Below are 15,902 nucleotides of genomic sequence, written 5' to 3'. Positions count from 1 at the left end.
CAAAGCAAGGGGAATTTAACAGTTGATAATTTTCGGCTTGCATTATAACAATAGTCGCAAAACTAAGCTTTTGCGACTGGCTAATAAATGAGCATTATTGACTGGTTTTTACAAGGTTTCACAGTTCAGCCTGCGAATAGGTGGAGCGTTTACTTTAACTCGCTTGAACTCTTGCCTAACATTCGCCTAGCGACAATAAGTTGTTGAATTTGCTGCGTACCCTCAAAAATATCGAGGATTTTTGAATCTCTGGCCCACTTCTCCAGCAGGTGGGATTCACTATAGCCAATGGATGAGCAAAGCTCGGCGCACTTAAGTGTGATACTGTTAGCCGTGCGGCCTGCTTTTGCTTTGGCCATTGAAGCTTCCTTTGAGTTAGGGTAGCCGTTATCTGCCATCCAGGCTGCTTTCAGTGTCAGCAATCGAGCGGCTTCCAAGTCGGCCTCCATACGGTATAGCTCAGCCTCACTCGCCAGCGAATTGTTAATTGGGGCTGCGTAGTCTGCAATAACCCCGGCTGACTTGAGCAGTGCCTGTGTCAGCTCAATAGACGCTCTTGCTAAGCCAACGGCCATTGCGGCAACAACAGGGCGGGTGTTGTCAAATGTTTGCATGACACCACCAAAGCCTTTTTGGGTGTCAATGTCAGGGTTGCCCAACAAGTTTTCCTTGGGAATTCTACAGCCCTCAAATCGGATCGTAGCAGTATCGGAGGCCTTTATTCCCAGCTTTTTATCAAGTCTGACAAGCTCCATTCCCGGGGTGCCTTTTTCAACGATAAACGACTTAATTGCAGCGCGACCGAGTTTTTTGTTGAGCGATGCCCAAACAACGACCGCATCACAACGGCCCCCAGCGGTGATGAAGATTTTTTCTCCATTGATTACGTATTCGTCGCCGTCCAATGTAGCTGTTGTGTTGATATTGGCTGAGTCAGAGCCTGCATCAGGCTCAGTGATCGCCATTGCGGCCCAGGTGTTTTTATAACGCTCAAGTTGCTCTTTGTTGGCGACTGCGGCAATCGCTGCATTACCCAGACCTTGCCTTGGCAGGCTTAGTGCGAGCCCGACATCTCCCCAGCAGAGTTCTGTTAGCCCTAACACGGTGGCCATGTTGCTGCCGTTTTTTACGGCACCTTCTGCTTCTTTGTCTTTGTCCTGTTTGAGTTTTGTTGCACCGGCACCGCCTTTAATATCGCCATCATTCATGCCGTCCATGATTGAGGCCAGCATATCGAGTTCGACCGGATATTCGTGCTCAGCAATATCATATTTGCGGGATATAGGGCGAAAAACTTCTACTGCTACCTGCTGAGCCTGATTAATAAGTGCGTTAAATTTACGGGGTATTTCATAGTTCATCATTTGCGTCCTGTGTTCTTACTGCAAACAAGCGGCTAATCAGAGTTCTTATGGGTTATTAAGCGTGCAGTCCGTATAAGATAGCGATGGATCTCATATCCCGGTACCAGCGTTCGACGGGGTGCTCTTTAATAAAACCGTGGCCACCCAAAAGCTGAACACCATTGGTGCCTATTTCCATCGCTTTATCTGAGCAGAGTACCTTGGCCAGATAGGCTTCTCGATGAAAGGGAAGCCCCTGTTCAGCTCGGCTGGCCGCCCGGTAGGTAAGGAGTCGCATGCCCTCCAGCTCTATCCCAATGTTTGCAATCATAAACGCGACAGACTGTCTGTGACTAATCGGTTCACCAAAGGCAGCTCGTTCGTTGCAGTATTTTACAACGTAGTCTTGAATCGCCTGACCACACCCGATTGCCATTGCGCACCAGGCTAAATTGGCCAAATCAAGAAATGTCTGGTAGTGAAAGCTGTTGTCGCCCAAGCGCGCATCTTCAGGTAGCTGCACATCTTCGAATGTGACTGTACAAAGGCCTGCCGCCTTGAGCCCCATCCCCGGGCTGTTATTAATAGTAATACCTTTTAACGCACTATTTACGATGTAGAGGTGCTGTTCTCCTCCTGGAGAGGACGCAGCGACTAGAAAAAAATCTGCCTGTTCGCCAATCGATACCGCACTTTTTTGCCCATTCAATTTATAACCATTATCAATCGGGGTGACACTGGTAGTCAGATTATGAGGGTTGAAAAGCGGTGTGGGTTCATTGATTGCGATAGTTGCAAACAGTGCCTGGGGTTGTTCAAGCGATTTTATCAGCGGGTTCAGCCAGTGCGCTTGCTGTTCTTCTGTGCCCCACCGCGTGAGAACATTCGCCACACTGATGGTTGATAGTAATGCGGTTGCGATTCCCATATCACCATGAGCAATGGACTCGGCGATTAGCAGGTTAGTAACGGTTGACGGCGTGTCTATATACCCGCCCAGCTTCTCGGGTACGGAGTATGCCAGCAGGCCTATTTCACTGGCTTGCTGGAACAATTCTGGTGGTGTTGAAGCCTGCTGGTCTGCTTCAAAGGCTTCTGTTCGTATGACTTCAGAAGAAAATCGATCCAGGCTGTCTTTAATAAGACGTTGCTCTTCTGAAAAGGATGGGTCGAAAAGTGCTGTTGCCTGTTTCGCGGAAGCAGTGGGAGTAAAGAAGTTTTTTGCTTGCTGAACTTTAGCGCTGGTAGATGAAATAACCTGAAACCCTGTTCGGGTTGATATATAGGCAATTTTTTCGGCTGGTTTTTGCAGTTTTAACTTTTTGACCAGTGAAGAGCCAGCAAATTTATTGACCGCTGAAAGAGCGAACCCGATTGTGTCTTTTGCCATAGGTGATTCTTCCTTTAAAATCTAATCTGAGTCCTTCTTGCGACTACTGCGCTTACAAATACTGCGTCAAGCGAGATCCTTAATATAAAGTGCAAATATATTATGCGTCTATTCATTACGAATCCGTTTATGAGTCACGGTTCGCATATACAACAGATAAAGAGCACTGGTAGAGTGCACCAACAAATGTTGCAGCAGCAATGGCTTCAGTTCTCTCTTGCTGTGTCTTTAAAGTCAATATGTCTTTAAAGTCAATTACGGTGCCTGTGCGGTCAGCGGTTATGCCTTCATGGTTAATTATTGTTTTTGACTGCACTCAAGATATCAGGGCAGGGTGATCCGAAAGATTCCTCCACCCAGTGCTCCGCCATTTTCCAGCGCGATACTGCCAACCTTATCGCCTTGTTTGTGTAAGCGTGCCACTTGGTAGGCAAAATACAACCCAAGACTGGTGCTGCCTGTTTCGAAGTCAATGCCTTTAAATATTCGCCCCGGCGCACTGCACATAGACGCCGGGTAACCTGCGCCATTATCGGCAATTTCAAAGACAGTATTGTGACCTTCCTGATACGCTTTTAGTGTAATTTTGTCATGGGTGTAGCGCGCAGCATTGGTCAAGGTGTTATTGATAATTCCGGCTGTCATATCCCGATCAAAATAACCGATCAGGTCATCTTCACACTCTATATTCAAAGTGATTGAGCGCGAGTTGAAAAGTACTTCGTAGCGAGCGGCCTGTTCTTCAAGAAAGTCTCGGACATAATGTTCATCTATATGTACCGAGAGTTTGTCGTTCTCAAGGCGATAAACACCCAGCAGCTGAATAAGATCGTTATTTACCCTTTCTGCTTCGTATTGAAGTGTTGCGACCTTGCCGGATGTTTTCATCTCATCTGGCAGTTCGTCGCTAATTAACTCTAACGAATGCAAAAGCATGCTTAGGGAGTTTTTCATATCATGAACCGCTGATGCCATCACCATTGCAAAGTCGGGTTTTGTTGAATCTTCAGCCATTGCGTAATCCTTATTGGTAAAGTGGTTTATTTGGTCGTAGCGATGGTTGTCGCGGCTTTATCGAAGTCATGAGGTGTGACTATTAACCCTGTCAGAAAGTGCTGCGACTTTTTTAGACAGACTGACAAAACGCTTGTACTGCCTGTGCTGACTCGGTATATGTTTAACGTTGTCCAGCGTTTGGTTAAGAAACGCTATTTCGCTATTGCCTGGGGCTTTGCCTTCCAGTGACTTGAGGGCCACTTGAACCAGATTGAGGTTGAGAGCAGGGTGTTTTGGCGTCTCTTTAAGCGCCTCTTTAAATGTATCGATCGCTTTTGCCAGTGCGCCCTCTTCAAACAATGAAATACCTTTTTTATTAAGTTCTCTAGCCTTCATTTTTTGGCGTAAGCTAACAGGCTCGTCTAATAGCTCTTCAATGCTGTTGATAATAGATGGGTCGTCCTCAAAGCGTTGTGCAAGGCTGTGAAGCACTTTCTCAGCACGGTCAGTTTTACCTAGTCGGTAGAGCGTTTTTGCGAACTCGACCCCTGTTTCGGCGTTTACGGTTGACTCATCAATGAGGGATTCAGCGATTGTAAAGGCTGCTTGAGAGGCTGCTTCATTGTCCTGACCTTTGTGAACTCTTGCTTCTATAAGGCTTGCGCTTGCCGTGACATCATCGCTGGCGTATTTTCGTGCGGCTTTATCAAGAATGTTAATGGCTTCTTCTGCATGCTCTTTTGACTTCTCGGGGTCGCCCAACTCACTGCTATCACACAGGCTACGGCCTAAATTGAGGTAGTTGTCAGCAGAGTCATGCACGGAATGGTTACTATGTTTTACGGCCGCTTTGAAGGCCGATATTGCGCCTTCCATATCCTGGTTTGCGGTTGCAAGCTCTCCCAAATGCTGTTGCCTTGGAATGGCCAGGGGGGAGATGGATGCTGCCTGCTGCAAAATAACCTGTGCTTCTTTTCGTTTGCCGACTTTTTCATAGGCTTCGGATAGCAGGTCATAGGCTTCGACATAGTCCTGATTGTCGGTGATGACTTTTTTAAATTGATCAATGGCATCGGGGTATTTTTGTTGCCCCATCTGGACTTTGCCCAGCCCCAGTCTGGCCCAGGCAATTTCCCGTTTATTGAGTATATCTTCGTATATTTTCTGGGCGTGCTGAAGATCTCCGGCTTTGTAGTACAAGTGAGCGAGTGTTTTATGGCACCAGTTATGATATCGGCTGCCTTTTTTTATCTCCTGCGTACACAGTGTAATGGCCTTCGGATAATTTTCGAGATCAAGCTCCCTATTGATGGGCAGTAACGCCTCGCGCTGGAGTATCAGGCTGTCCATTCGCTTTTGCAGTACTGCTTTGGTTATTGGTTTGGCAATGTAGCCATCAGGCTGGCACTCCTTTGTGCCAATAACAATTTCTTTAGAGGTCTCGGCCGTTACCAGAATAAATAAGCTGGTATGCTTTAATCGCTTGTTAAAACGAAGCTCCTCAAGCACTTGCTGCCCCGTTTGTCCTTCACCCATATTATGGTCGCAGAGTACGATATCGTAGCGTTCAAAGGTGCATTTTTGAACGGCGTCTTTGCCATTACTGCAAACATCAATATGTTCAGCGCCAAAAGCGCGAAGCATCTGTTTGACTGACATGCGAAAACTTTCGAAGTCATCAACAACGAGAAATTTAAGCTTTTTATATGTTTTGGGCAGTGCAGCCAGTTCTTTGATATTCACACTACATTTCTCTGTCGCGGCCTTCTTGCCTTATATGTACGGGAAGGGCTAGCTCGACCTAATTAAGAAGATCTATTATTTCCTGAATCAGGCTTTGCATAACGCCAATGCGGCCATCAAAACTACTCATTATAGATTCAACATGGCCAATCTCAACCCAGGCTGAAATACCGATAAAGAGTGAAACAGCAATAGCAATAGTTGAAACCCTGCTGCGGGAGAAAAAGGCTGGTGGCTCCTTCAGATGCTGTGGTTTTGAGGCAATGCTTTGTTTAAATTGTTTGAACTCTTCGTATAACTCTTCATATGCCGTTTCTACGGTTGATAGGCGGCCAGTTAACCTGCGCAGTTTTTCCTGATTGTCATCGGCTCGGCTATCACCGTTTGATGATGACTGCTCAAGCCGGGAAATCTCATCTCCTGGTGCGTTGTGAATGCAAAGCCGGTCTAGCATCAGGTAGAGCTTTTCCCGATCAATCTGCTTGGATATAACCCCGACGGCACCAAGTTTGTGAGCCTCTTTATAGTAATTAAAGGCGTTTTGCGAGGTGTACATTATAACGGGAATGTTACTGGTCAACGGGTTATTCTTGATGGTTTTAAGTGTTTCAAATCCATCAATGCCAGGCATGATGTGGTCGAGGAAAATAAAATCTGGTTTGTAGCTTCCGAGCTGTTTCAGAGCATCTTCTCCTGAAATGGCTTCTCGACAGACCATTCCAATATTACGGAGAACTTTCGATAGTAGCATGCGTGCAGTCGATGAATCGTCTACGACTAGGGCGGTTTTTTGTGACACAGTTAGACTCTTTTTTAGTTCCCTGATTAAAGCGCTCTGTTCCATGCGCGCCTTTTGGTACTTACTTAGCGAGTTGATTGCTGAATAGGTACTTCTCTGATAATTGTAGCAACTTACTGGATTTTAGGACATTTAGTTTAAGTCAGAAGGCGTTAACTTTTGTTGATAGTGGTTTTATGTGATGAGATATAGCCCTTTGGAGGCACTCCATACCAGCGCTTGAACGCTTTATAAAAACTGCTTGTTGCTGACAACAGGGAGATCTAGAAGTTTACTGTCGAATGGCAAACTATTCTGGTTGCATTGAAAGCGTCTACTCTCACCAAGTATTGGGGTAAGCATACCTAAATAGGGCTGGCTGGCAAATGTAAACTGTGCCTCCACAATATAGCCATATGCAATATGTAGTTAGCACTCAGACATATTATTTATTGACAAGCATGTGTATGCATGTATAGTTTTAGCTATGATTGACGTTGAAAATTGCATAAATCTTGAGTTGCGAAAGGCTAATCGTGTGCTGAGTCAGCTATATGATGGTTATTTGCAGGAGTGTGGCTTGAAAACGAGTCAGTTTTCGATATTGAGAGCTGTGAGATTTTTAAAGCAAACGACGAATTCCGAGCTACAAGAGGTTTTAATTTTAGATCAAACGACATTGTCTCGTGCACTAAAGCCTCTTTTACGAGAGGGGTTGATTCAAGCCTGTCCGGGGGTCGACAAGAGACAAAAAATGCTTTCTTTAACAAATAAAGGCCGAGCGATTTATAAAGAGGCTTTGCTACAGTGGGAGAAAGCACAAGCGTATGTCTCTAAAAATCTGGGGGAGGAACTGAAAGAAAACCTGCTTAAGGTTAGCCGTTCTGTCGTCGAGCTAAAAGCGTAATTTTTTACATAAATGCATGCGTATGCATGTTAATTCAAGGGAGAATGTATGAACATTGCACTATCACTCTTTAGAGCAAAAAACAGGGTCATGGGGTTTGTTCGACCTGAGGCAACGGTGGATCAGGCTAAGGAGCTTTTTCTAACGCCAAGACTTCATCCACTAAAGGGCTGGGAAAAAGTGAAAGAAAAGGAGGGAAGGCGCATTGGTCTTGAAAACGGGTTAAGTGCAATAGCCTGGGGGGATTCAAATCGCAAAGTTCTAATGGTTCATGGGTGGGAAAGTCGTGCTACTCAAATGTCGGGTTTTGTTGATGATTTGTTGCATCGTGGTTTTCAGGTTATTGCTTTAGACGGCCCTGCGCATGGGCATTCGGAAGGTCAAAAGGCGAACCCGTATGTCTTTGCAAAAGCGGTATCGCTTGCCTACAAAACACTAGGTCCATTTGAGGGAGTTATAGCTCATTCAATGGGGGGAAGTGCTGTAGGGCTGGCGCTTTCACAAGAAACTGACTGCGCTAAGATCGTGCTAATTTCCAGTCCTTCGTCTATTTACAATGTACTGCGGCGATTTTCTGCATTCATTGGGTTGAGTTCAAGCAATACTCAACGGTTTATTCAGCTAATTGAAAGTGTTGTTGGCCTGCCTGCAGAGGCTTTAAACACGGCAAGCAACCTTAAAGGATATTGCGGGAAAGGATTAATTATTCATGATAAGTCTGATCAGGAAGTGCCGTATGGGGATGCTTTGAATATTGTAGAAAACTGGCAGTCCGCGCGCCTTATTAGCACAGAGGGGTTAGGGCATAGAGCCGTTCTCAGGCAGCCCGAAATTTGGCAAGAAGTTGCAGAATTTATGGTTTAAAAACATGCATACACATATAAAGTGCCTGAATGGCAAGTGAGTTTAATATGAACACGTCAAAGATGAATGCTGCTACCGCTTTTTTCGGCTGGGTGGTGGATCACCCAAAACGTATTTTGTTTGTTGGTGTAGTGGTAATGGTGTTGCTGGGCAGCTTTTTGCCAACGCTTCAAAAAGATACTCGGTCAGACGCATTTCTGGCTGCTGATAACCCTGCGCTTTTGTATAAAGATCAGGTGAAGGAAATTTTTGGTTTGAGTGACCCTCTGGTCATTGCCGTAGCGGCTGACCAAAGCATTTTTACGCCAGAAGGTTTAAATACGATCAGCCTGATCTCTTCTGCTGTCAGCGGTATTGATAATGTAGACCCGGAGGGCATAACTAGCCTGGCGACAGAAAACAATATTTCTGGCAACGAAGAGGGGTTATTGGTTGAGTCTTTTTATGAGGGAACTTTATCGAGCCAGAAGCAGGCGAATCAGGTTCGTGATGCTATTAGGGAGTTCCCGTTATATCAAGGTACGCTTGTAGCAAAGGATGAAACGGCTTCTTTGGTTGTGGTTGAGATTTTGGACGATACCCGGATTGAGGAAACCTACCAACAAATATTAAAAGTACTTAAGTCCGTTTCTGTCCCATCAAGTTTAGAAGTTCATGTGGCTGGTGAAGGTGCAGTTGCTGGCTATATGGGGCGTTATATTGACTCAGATGCCCGCCGTCTTAACCCGCTTGCTGCGTTAATTATTACAGTCATTGTGTTTGTGGCTTTCAGGCGTTTCGCGTCGGCATTTTTGGCGAATGTGATTATTGCAGGCTCTGCAGTAACGACTTTTGGAGCGATGGCAGCATTTGGCGTGCCGTTTTTTGTCATTACTAATGCGCTTCCGGTTATTTTAATTGGAATTGCTGTCGCAGATAGTATTCATATTTACAGTGAGTATTTTGAACGCCGTGTAAAGTATCCAGAAGAGGGGATTCGAGAGAGCATTGTTGAAAGTCTCGCGAACATGTGGCGCCCTGTCACTCTAACGACATTGACAACCGCCGCAGGGTTTATGGGGCTATATTTTGCGGCAGATATGCCTCCATTCAAATTCTTTGGTTTGTTCACTGCGTTTGGTGTTGGAATGGCATGGGCGTACTCCTTGGTTTTTTTACCCGCTGCAATGAGCCTGCTAAAAACACAGGTTAATCCGAAGTTAGCTAAAAAACTCGCAGTAGAGAAAGTCGGCACTCGCAGGGACATATTTGCGTCTTTTATGAAGGTGATGGGGCTTGTTACCACGAGGTACCCTAAGTTGGTGGTTTCACTATTCGTGCTGACGATCACTCTCGGTTTGTTTTCTGCAACTCAACTGATCGTTAATGACAACCGTATTGAAACGTTCCATAAAGACGAGCCAATCTATCTCGCTGATCAGCTGATTAATGAACGCTTCAATGGCAGTAGTAATATAGATTTGGTCGTCGAAACACCTGATGCTGAAGGTATATTCTCATTGCAGGTGTTAGAAAAGATGGAGGCGTTACAACGTTATGCAGAACAGTTGCCGGGTGTTCAGGGCAGCGTGTCGGTCGTTGATTACCTTAAACAAATGAACCGGTCGTTAAATGACGGAAAGGAAGACTATTATCGTTTACCGGATAACCGGGATCTCGTTGCACAGTATTTTTTACTATATTCCGCTTCCGGTTCGCCAAATGATTTTGAAGAAGAAATTGATTTCGATTATCGCATTGCGAATATTCGTATCATGCTGAATGACGGTAACTATGTTAACAATAAGCAGGTAATCGAGTCGTTACAGCATTACCTTGATACCGATTTCAATACCTCGGAACTCAAGGGGAATCTGAGTGGTCGAGTAAATTTGAACTATCACTGGCTCAAGGGATTGGGAACGAGCCATTTTGCAGGAATGGGGATCGCGTTATTTCTGGTCTGGCTGGTTTCAGCAATGCTTTTCGGTTCAACCCTGGCAGGTCTTTATGCGCTGATTCCAGTGGCGACAAGTATCTTATTCGTGTATTCCGCGATGGTGATCTTTGGAATAGATCTCGGTATAGGTACCTCCATGTTCTCGGCCGTGGCGATAGGCTTGGGAGTGGACTTTGCCATTCACACCATCGACAGGATCAAGGTTCTATATCGGCAGTTTGGTTCAGTGCCGGATGCATTAAACCGGTTTTATCCTTCAACAGGGCGCGCCTTGCTATTTAACCTTTTGGCCATTGCTTTTGGCTTTGGCGTGTTGATTTCAAGCAGGGTTGTGCCACTAAACAATTTTGGAACCATTGTTGCGCTATCGATGACAACCAGTTTCGTGATGAGCATGACCTTGTTACCAGCACTTATCTTGCTGTTTAAACCCCGCTTTATTATTGCTGAAAACTCGTCAAAGGCGCTCAAGTCGAATAAGGGAGCGCGGGTGCGGAAAGTATCGTACAGATTAATGGGGGGCGCGATTATTATCGTGGGTGCCGTTTGGTTAATGGGGACTGAAGTCTCAGCGTCTGAATTGCCAGAAGGGCGTTGGGTTGCAGAGCAAATTAATGCGGTAGAGGAGGGTGAGCAGCGCTCAGCCAGCATATTGATGAAACTGACAGATAGAAGGGGGAAGACGCGAGAGCGAGAGACCCGAGTGTTTCGTAAATATTATGGCGAAGAAAAGCGCACGGTCATGTTTTATCTGTCGCCAAGAAATGTAAAAAACACCGCCTTTTTGACCTATGACTATCCCGATGAATTGGTCGATGATGATCAATGGCTGTACTTACCTGCTTTGCGTAAAGCACGCCGAATTTCTGCTTCTGACAGAGGTGATTACTTCTTAGGCACTGATCTTACTTACGAAGACATGAAGAAAGAAGGTAAGCTGGAGCTGGCTGACTACCACTTTAAGACGATCTCTAAGGTTAATGAAAACGGTAAGTCACTGTTATTGTTGGAGTCTCATCCGTTAAATGACTCCATTGCAAAAGAGTTGGGCTATGGAAAAGTTCATGCGTGGGTTGATACTTCAAATTGGCTTATCGTGCGAGCCAAATATTGGGATGTTAACTTAAATGAACTAAAAACGCTTAGGTTTGAGGATATTCGCCAGGTTGATGGTATTTGGACTCGTCACCGCCTCATTATTAACCATCACAAAACAGCGCATCAAACAGAATGGTTAATGTCGGAAGTTGACTATCTGACGAGTATCGATGATCAAATATTTCGACGCAACGCATTGTCTCGTGGTGCACCGAATTGAGCGAGGTTGTGATGAAGCCCATTAGTATACTGTTCCTTGCAATAGCATTGCTTACTATCGGTTCTGTTTCGTATGGCGGGAGGCTGAGTGCATTGCTAAAGAATCAAAATAGTTATAGCTATCTTGATCATTACTGGCAAAAACAAGACGTGCAGCTTGACGTGGAGTTCAATACCGCTCTAACGCATGGTGATTTAACGGTTATTGGCCGCGTTTTGGTAGACGGGAGTGATGACCTTAATCATGCATCCAGCCCTGATACATATTCGCGTTGGCAAGGAGGGAGGTATGCTAGCCAGCATGCGATGGCTGAGTTACGCGAGCTGTACTGGACCTTTGGTGATGCTACGTTTTGGAAGATCGGTAAGCAGCAAGTGGTTTGGGGTGAAGCGGATGGCTTGAAGTTGCTGGATGTTGTTAACCCTCAAAGTTATCGAGAGTTTATTCTGGATGACGTTGAAGATTCGCGAATTCCATTGTGGATGGTGAAGGCTGAGGTGTCAGTATTTGAAGATAGCCAGCTTCAGTTACTTTGGATTCCAGACTCAACAACCCATGATTTGGCGCCTCAATCCTCTCCGTTTGCATTTACATCGCCCCTGTTGGTGCCTGTGCCCTCTGGCAATTCAAAGGTGGATCTTCGTTCATCCGGTGCACCTAACAGACTCTTTCTAGATAGTGATGTGGGAGGGCGGTTGAGCACCTTTACGAATGGTTGGGATGTGACCTTTAACTACCTCTACCACTATGTTGATGAACCTGTTTTCCGTACTGGTTTGTCGAGTGCTGGTGTCGTCACCGAAGGCGAATATGAGCGCAGTCATTTGCTTGGAGGCAGTGCCAGTTCTGTATTTGGTAACTGGACTGTCCGCACTGAGCTTGCCTATGAAAAAGATCGTTATCATCGTACTAAGCAGGCGTTTCCAGGTGTGGTTCAGGCTGATCAATTTGGTTCTGTTATCGGCTTTGACTATCAGGGGTGGACGGATCAGTTAATATCATTCCAGTGGTTTCAAACGACTATTCTGGATAATACCGATCAACTACAGAAAGAAAGAACAGAGGATACTGTGAGCCTTCTATGGGATATTAGTTTTATGAATGAAACGCTCAAGCTCAGATTTTTGAACCTGTACTCCGTGGATCATGGTGATGGTTTGCTGCGTCCAAAGTTAACCTATAACCTATTATCAAACCTCGATGTTATATTGAGTCTGGATAAATTCTATGGTGACTCAGACGGTGTATATGGTCAGTTTGATGAAAATGACCGTGTTAGCATAGGTTTTGAGTTGGGTTTGGATTGACGCTAATTATTGTTGATGTGCTAACAAATGGGGGACAATAAATCCAAATAGCTGTCGTTAGAAAGCCGCTTTAAACAAGCCGTGCCAGGGTTGCTCGAACAGTATCAGGCAGAGTGTAGATGATTCATTTATGGCCATATCCTCTAAGGTTGTGCCCACGTAACGTGTCAGCATTCGAGATATTTAGTTTAAATAGAATACATGGTATGTTCTTACAGCGATCACAAATCTAATATTAATAGGGTGTTAGCCTACCCTGCCAATAAGGAGAATAACGTTATGAACGGAAGAGTAGCAGGGGTTTTGCTAGGTCTATTAATACTGCAAGGGTGTGGGATTGGCTGGGGATTGTCTGCGGTCAGCTATGGCGCATTGCAAGTGAGTGTAGCAGCCGAGGATGTTAGAAAAAGGGCAGAGGCAACTAATGCCATGGAGCCCGAGCTTATTGATACCTCCATAGATGCCATCAGTAAAAATAAAGTACTCGATGCCGAGCGGGCATATTTGCATATCTATGAAGATACCTCATATCCAGACAATGTCAGAGCGCAGGCGCTTTATCAAAACGGGCTGATGTATAGTGTGCCGACGCACAAGTACTATAGTGATGAGCGTGCGATGATGTACTTTGAAAAAGTTCTGGAGGAGTTTCCGAAGATGGATGAAAACCTGGAGGTCAGCCAGCGTATAGCAGAACTACAAGACCCAAAACGTAAAAAACCGCGCTATCAGCCTAATAAAATGCTGTTAAACCCCAAGGCACCACCTGCAAATTAATACTTGGCTGTTGTCTAACCGATCCCCTAAAGCTGGGCTCCCTCTTAGTTCTTTGCAGTCACACATTTTGCCATGGTCTTTGTATGAGGGCTCCCAGCGCCCGATTTTATGCTCGGCGGAAAACTAGAAGGTATTACAAAGGCTGTCATCGTATAGAGTGATTTATCTAATTCTATAATTCTTAAGTAAGCGCCATTTGGATATGATCTAAATAAATGAGGTCGCCACGCAAGAGAATTGGCGACCTCAGTAAATTCGTTGAGAGTATCCATGCCGATAAATAGTATGTTATCGTTTTTCATGGTGCTGACCCTCGCAATAGCGATAATCAATTAAGTTATGGCTCTGGCTCGTCTAACCCGCGAATTGGAGTTCAGCACTTTTGTAGTGGGTCATTATGCCTAGCAAGAATTCAGTGCGTAGTAATAGGATAGTAAATAAAAGGGAAATTTTATGTCAGTTTCATTTGGTTTTTTGTGGGCTAATCACCCTGCAAATAATGGGTTTGATGAACCATGCGCAACTAACGGAGTGGGAAATTTTGAGAATCAATGTGCGATAAGGATGGGGGTTGCATTATCTGCGTCTGGAGTTTCGCTTTCTAGTTTTCGTAGCGCGAAGTGTTGGCATGGTCATAAGAATCATGTTCTAAGAGCGCAAGAATTGGCCGATTGGTTAGCTTTTGGTGGCGGTAGCTTTGGTAGGCCAGCTATACACAAGAGCGCAAAAGCATCTTCTTTTATAAATAGCGGGATTGTGTTTTTTAAGAATTTTTGGGGTCGGGGAAATCAAGGTGACCATATTGATTTATGGGATGGCCAACGAATGACCAAGGGAGACGCTTCGTATTTTGGATATGCGGAGGAGGTGTGGTTTTGGCGTATTTAAGTAAATTTTCATTATTGTTACTAATATTGATTAGTTCTTGTGCTATTTCGGCGGGGCAAAAAGGTTTAGTTCAAGGAATAGCTTTTTCAGTGGAGCAAAAGGGAGGGGTATGTATATTGAGCGCGCTTACCCCAACTGGAGAAAAAAGGGAGTACGATTTAGGTATTGGCTCTAAGTGTTTCTTCTTGACTGAAAAATCAGGCGAAATCCGTAGAGAATATTATAAGGATGTTTCTTCTCACGTGTTTATCGTTGCTGGCGGATCTTTAGAAAAAGAAAGCATGAATTATCCAGTTGAATTTGCTTCAGAGGATGAGTGTGGGATGCTGTCCAAGGGGGTGCTGGTAAAAGAAAGTGGAGAAATATCTGTTTCAACGCATGTTGATAGAAGTACGATTTATTGCCCAAACTCTAAAGCAGATGAGAAAATATATTGGATGTTTGCGCACTGGAATTGATTTCTAGTTACAAGAGAGCTGAGTCCGACGAGCTTTTTGTCCGATTATAATTTCGTTTTCTCAAATCCCAGACGAAAAAACCAATTAGATTTCTCTAATTGGTTTTTTAATTGGTAGCGGGGGCGCGATTTGTTTTTCAAAGACAAGTTGTATTGAATAATAGCGCTTTTGTCCTGTCTATTTTATACGGTGGAAGTATGATGGTAGCGTCTTAGTTTTACAGTTATATTTATTTTAATTCTGTAAAGCACGAATAAACTGTGCAAGCAGGCGTCATAATAAAAAGCTTTTAATTAAACTCCCTTTTGATACCCTTCTTTTCATTGCAAAATTTCCCCTTATGCTAGGTTGAAGATGTCAGCATTGTTGTTCACGAGTTTTGTTAAATCGCTTAAAAGAGGCGACAGCAACATCTACTAGCTTGTCGAATTAAAACAACGGATGTTGCTCTATACATGGAGAGAAAGATATGAAGAGCGCTGCATTAATAGCACTGGTTTTTTTACTTAGCGGGTGCGGTATAAATCAAATAAAAGACTTGAGTATTCCCAACCCCAATAGCGTGGACAGTTTGGAAGCTTACCTTAGCCAAAAAATGGGAGAGCCTATTGAGCGAGGAAAAAGTTGGAACCTATACAACGTTTATACTGATTACAATGATGGTGTATGCCGCATAGGATCACCAAGAAATAATTCAACGCATATCACAGAGAGTTTCTTTGCAGAGTTGCTTAGTCGGTACGCTTATGAAAAAAACATGTATGTCCTACAATCCGATAAAAATCTTCCGGTAGGAAAGTATGTTGTAAACAAGCCTTTCCTGTATGAAATGAACAACGATCCAGCATCATTCTCGCATGCCTCAGCGTTGGTTTTAGGGCAGCCGTTGCCTAGCGCGGTAAGTAGGTTGGATCGAGAAAAATACGTGACCATATCTGAGACGAAGCCAAAGCCACAAAAATACGGAAATGTATTTTACTTATCTTCTAGCGCAAACATTAAGGACGCACAAGAAGCGGTGATTATTGCTCTTCATACACTTAATTGGGTTACTACAAATAAGCACTGCAATTATACTGAGTATCACTGGAGTATTTTTCATGCTAGCCATATTGATGTGAACTATCTTTCAGATCTTAAGAGAGCCGAAAGAGAACAGCTTTAAAGTGGCGAACAGCTTAATGTAGATGTGTG

At 44.4% G+C, this 15,902-nt stretch carries 14 protein-coding genes; 8 read left to right on the top strand and 6 right to left on the bottom strand.

The genetic code is table 11. From position 1 onward, the window contains the following. Positions 1-149: 149 nt before the first annotated feature. From MY523_RS10780 to MY523_RS10755, 6 genes are all read right to left on the bottom strand, one after another. Complete coding sequence (locus MY523_RS10780) at positions 150-1,364, bottom strand: acyl-CoA dehydrogenase family protein (protein ID WP_250654709.1); 1,215 nt, start codon at positions 1,362-1,364, stop codon at positions 150-152. Between the two features lie 55 nt (positions 1,365-1,419). Next, positions 1,420-2,733: an acyl-CoA dehydrogenase family protein gene (locus MY523_RS10775; RefSeq protein WP_250654708.1), complete on the bottom strand. Its 1,314-nt coding sequence runs from the start codon at positions 2,731-2,733 to the stop codon at positions 1,420-1,422. Positions 2,734-2,860: 127 nt separating this feature from the next. Then, complete coding sequence (locus MY523_RS10770; protein ID WP_250654707.1) at positions 2,861-3,049, bottom strand: hypothetical protein; 189 nt, start codon at positions 3,047-3,049, stop codon at positions 2,861-2,863. Positions 3,050-3,057: 8 nt separating this feature from the next. Then, positions 3,058-3,747: a sensor histidine kinase gene (locus tag MY523_RS10765; RefSeq protein WP_250654706.1), complete on the bottom strand. Its 690-nt coding sequence runs from the start codon at positions 3,745-3,747 to the stop codon at positions 3,058-3,060. 66 nt (positions 3,748-3,813) lie between these two features. Beyond that, positions 3,814-5,472 carry a tetratricopeptide repeat-containing response regulator gene (locus MY523_RS10760; protein WP_250654705.1) on the bottom strand — a complete coding sequence of 553 codons (1,659 nt, stop codon included), beginning with the start codon at positions 5,470-5,472 and terminating at the stop codon, positions 3,814-3,816. 58 nt (positions 5,473-5,530) lie between these two features. Beyond that, positions 5,531-6,271, bottom strand: a complete 741-nt coding sequence (locus tag MY523_RS10755; RefSeq protein ID WP_250654704.1) for a response regulator — start codon at positions 6,269-6,271, stop codon at positions 5,531-5,533. 466 nt (positions 6,272-6,737) lie between these two features. Between MY523_RS10755 and MY523_RS21805 the strand changes: the two genes are divergently transcribed. The 8 genes from MY523_RS21805 to MY523_RS10710 all read left to right on the top strand — a co-directional run bounded on the left by MY523_RS21805 (position 6,738) and on the right by MY523_RS10710 (position 15,873). Then, on the top strand, positions 6,738-7,157 hold the full coding sequence (locus tag MY523_RS21805; RefSeq protein ID WP_250659255.1) for a MarR family winged helix-turn-helix transcriptional regulator: 420 nt from the start codon (positions 6,738-6,740) through the stop codon (positions 7,155-7,157). Between the two features lie 48 nt (positions 7,158-7,205). Next, positions 7,206-8,021 carry an alpha/beta fold hydrolase gene (locus MY523_RS10740; RefSeq protein WP_250654703.1) on the top strand — a complete coding sequence of 272 codons (816 nt, stop codon included), beginning with the start codon at positions 7,206-7,208 and terminating at the stop codon, positions 8,019-8,021. A 47-nt stretch (positions 8,022-8,068) separates the two neighbouring features. Further along, complete coding sequence (locus tag MY523_RS10735) at positions 8,069-11,278, top strand: outer membrane lipoprotein-sorting protein (protein WP_250654702.1); 3,210 nt, start codon at positions 8,069-8,071, stop codon at positions 11,276-11,278. 11 nt (positions 11,279-11,289) lie between these two features. Further along, positions 11,290-12,585, top strand: coding sequence for a DUF1302 family protein (locus tag MY523_RS10730; RefSeq protein ID WP_250654701.1), 1,296 nt, complete (start codon positions 11,290-11,292; stop codon positions 12,583-12,585). A 279-nt stretch (positions 12,586-12,864) separates the two neighbouring features. After that, the gene (locus MY523_RS10725; RefSeq protein ID WP_250654700.1) at positions 12,865-13,362 is read left to right on the top strand and encodes a hypothetical protein; all 498 of its coding nucleotides are present in this window, start codon (positions 12,865-12,867) and stop codon (positions 13,360-13,362) included. 453 nt (positions 13,363-13,815) lie between these two features. Next, positions 13,816-14,250 carry a type VI secretion system amidase effector protein Tae4 gene (locus MY523_RS10720; protein WP_250654699.1) on the top strand — a complete coding sequence of 145 codons (435 nt, stop codon included), beginning with the start codon at positions 13,816-13,818 and terminating at the stop codon, positions 14,248-14,250. Next, a complete protein-coding gene (locus MY523_RS10715; RefSeq protein WP_250654698.1) occupies positions 14,238-14,708 on the top strand; it encodes a hypothetical protein in 471 nt (156 codons plus the stop codon). Before MY523_RS10720 ends, MY523_RS10715 begins: the two co-directional genes overlap by 13 nt. 469 nt (positions 14,709-15,177) lie before the next feature. Further along, positions 15,178-15,873 carry a hypothetical protein gene (locus tag MY523_RS10710; protein ID WP_250654697.1) on the top strand — a complete coding sequence of 232 codons (696 nt, stop codon included), beginning with the start codon at positions 15,178-15,180 and terminating at the stop codon, positions 15,871-15,873. The last annotated feature ends 29 nt before the right edge of the window (positions 15,874-15,902 follow it).

The sequence above is a fragment of the Alkalimarinus coralli genome (genome assembly GCF_023650515.1).
GTDB lineage: Bacteria > Pseudomonadota > Gammaproteobacteria > Pseudomonadales > Oleiphilaceae > Alkalimarinus > Alkalimarinus coralli.
The sequence above is the reverse complement of the archived record's forward strand: the minus strand, read 5'-3'. Positions and strand labels throughout refer to the sequence as shown.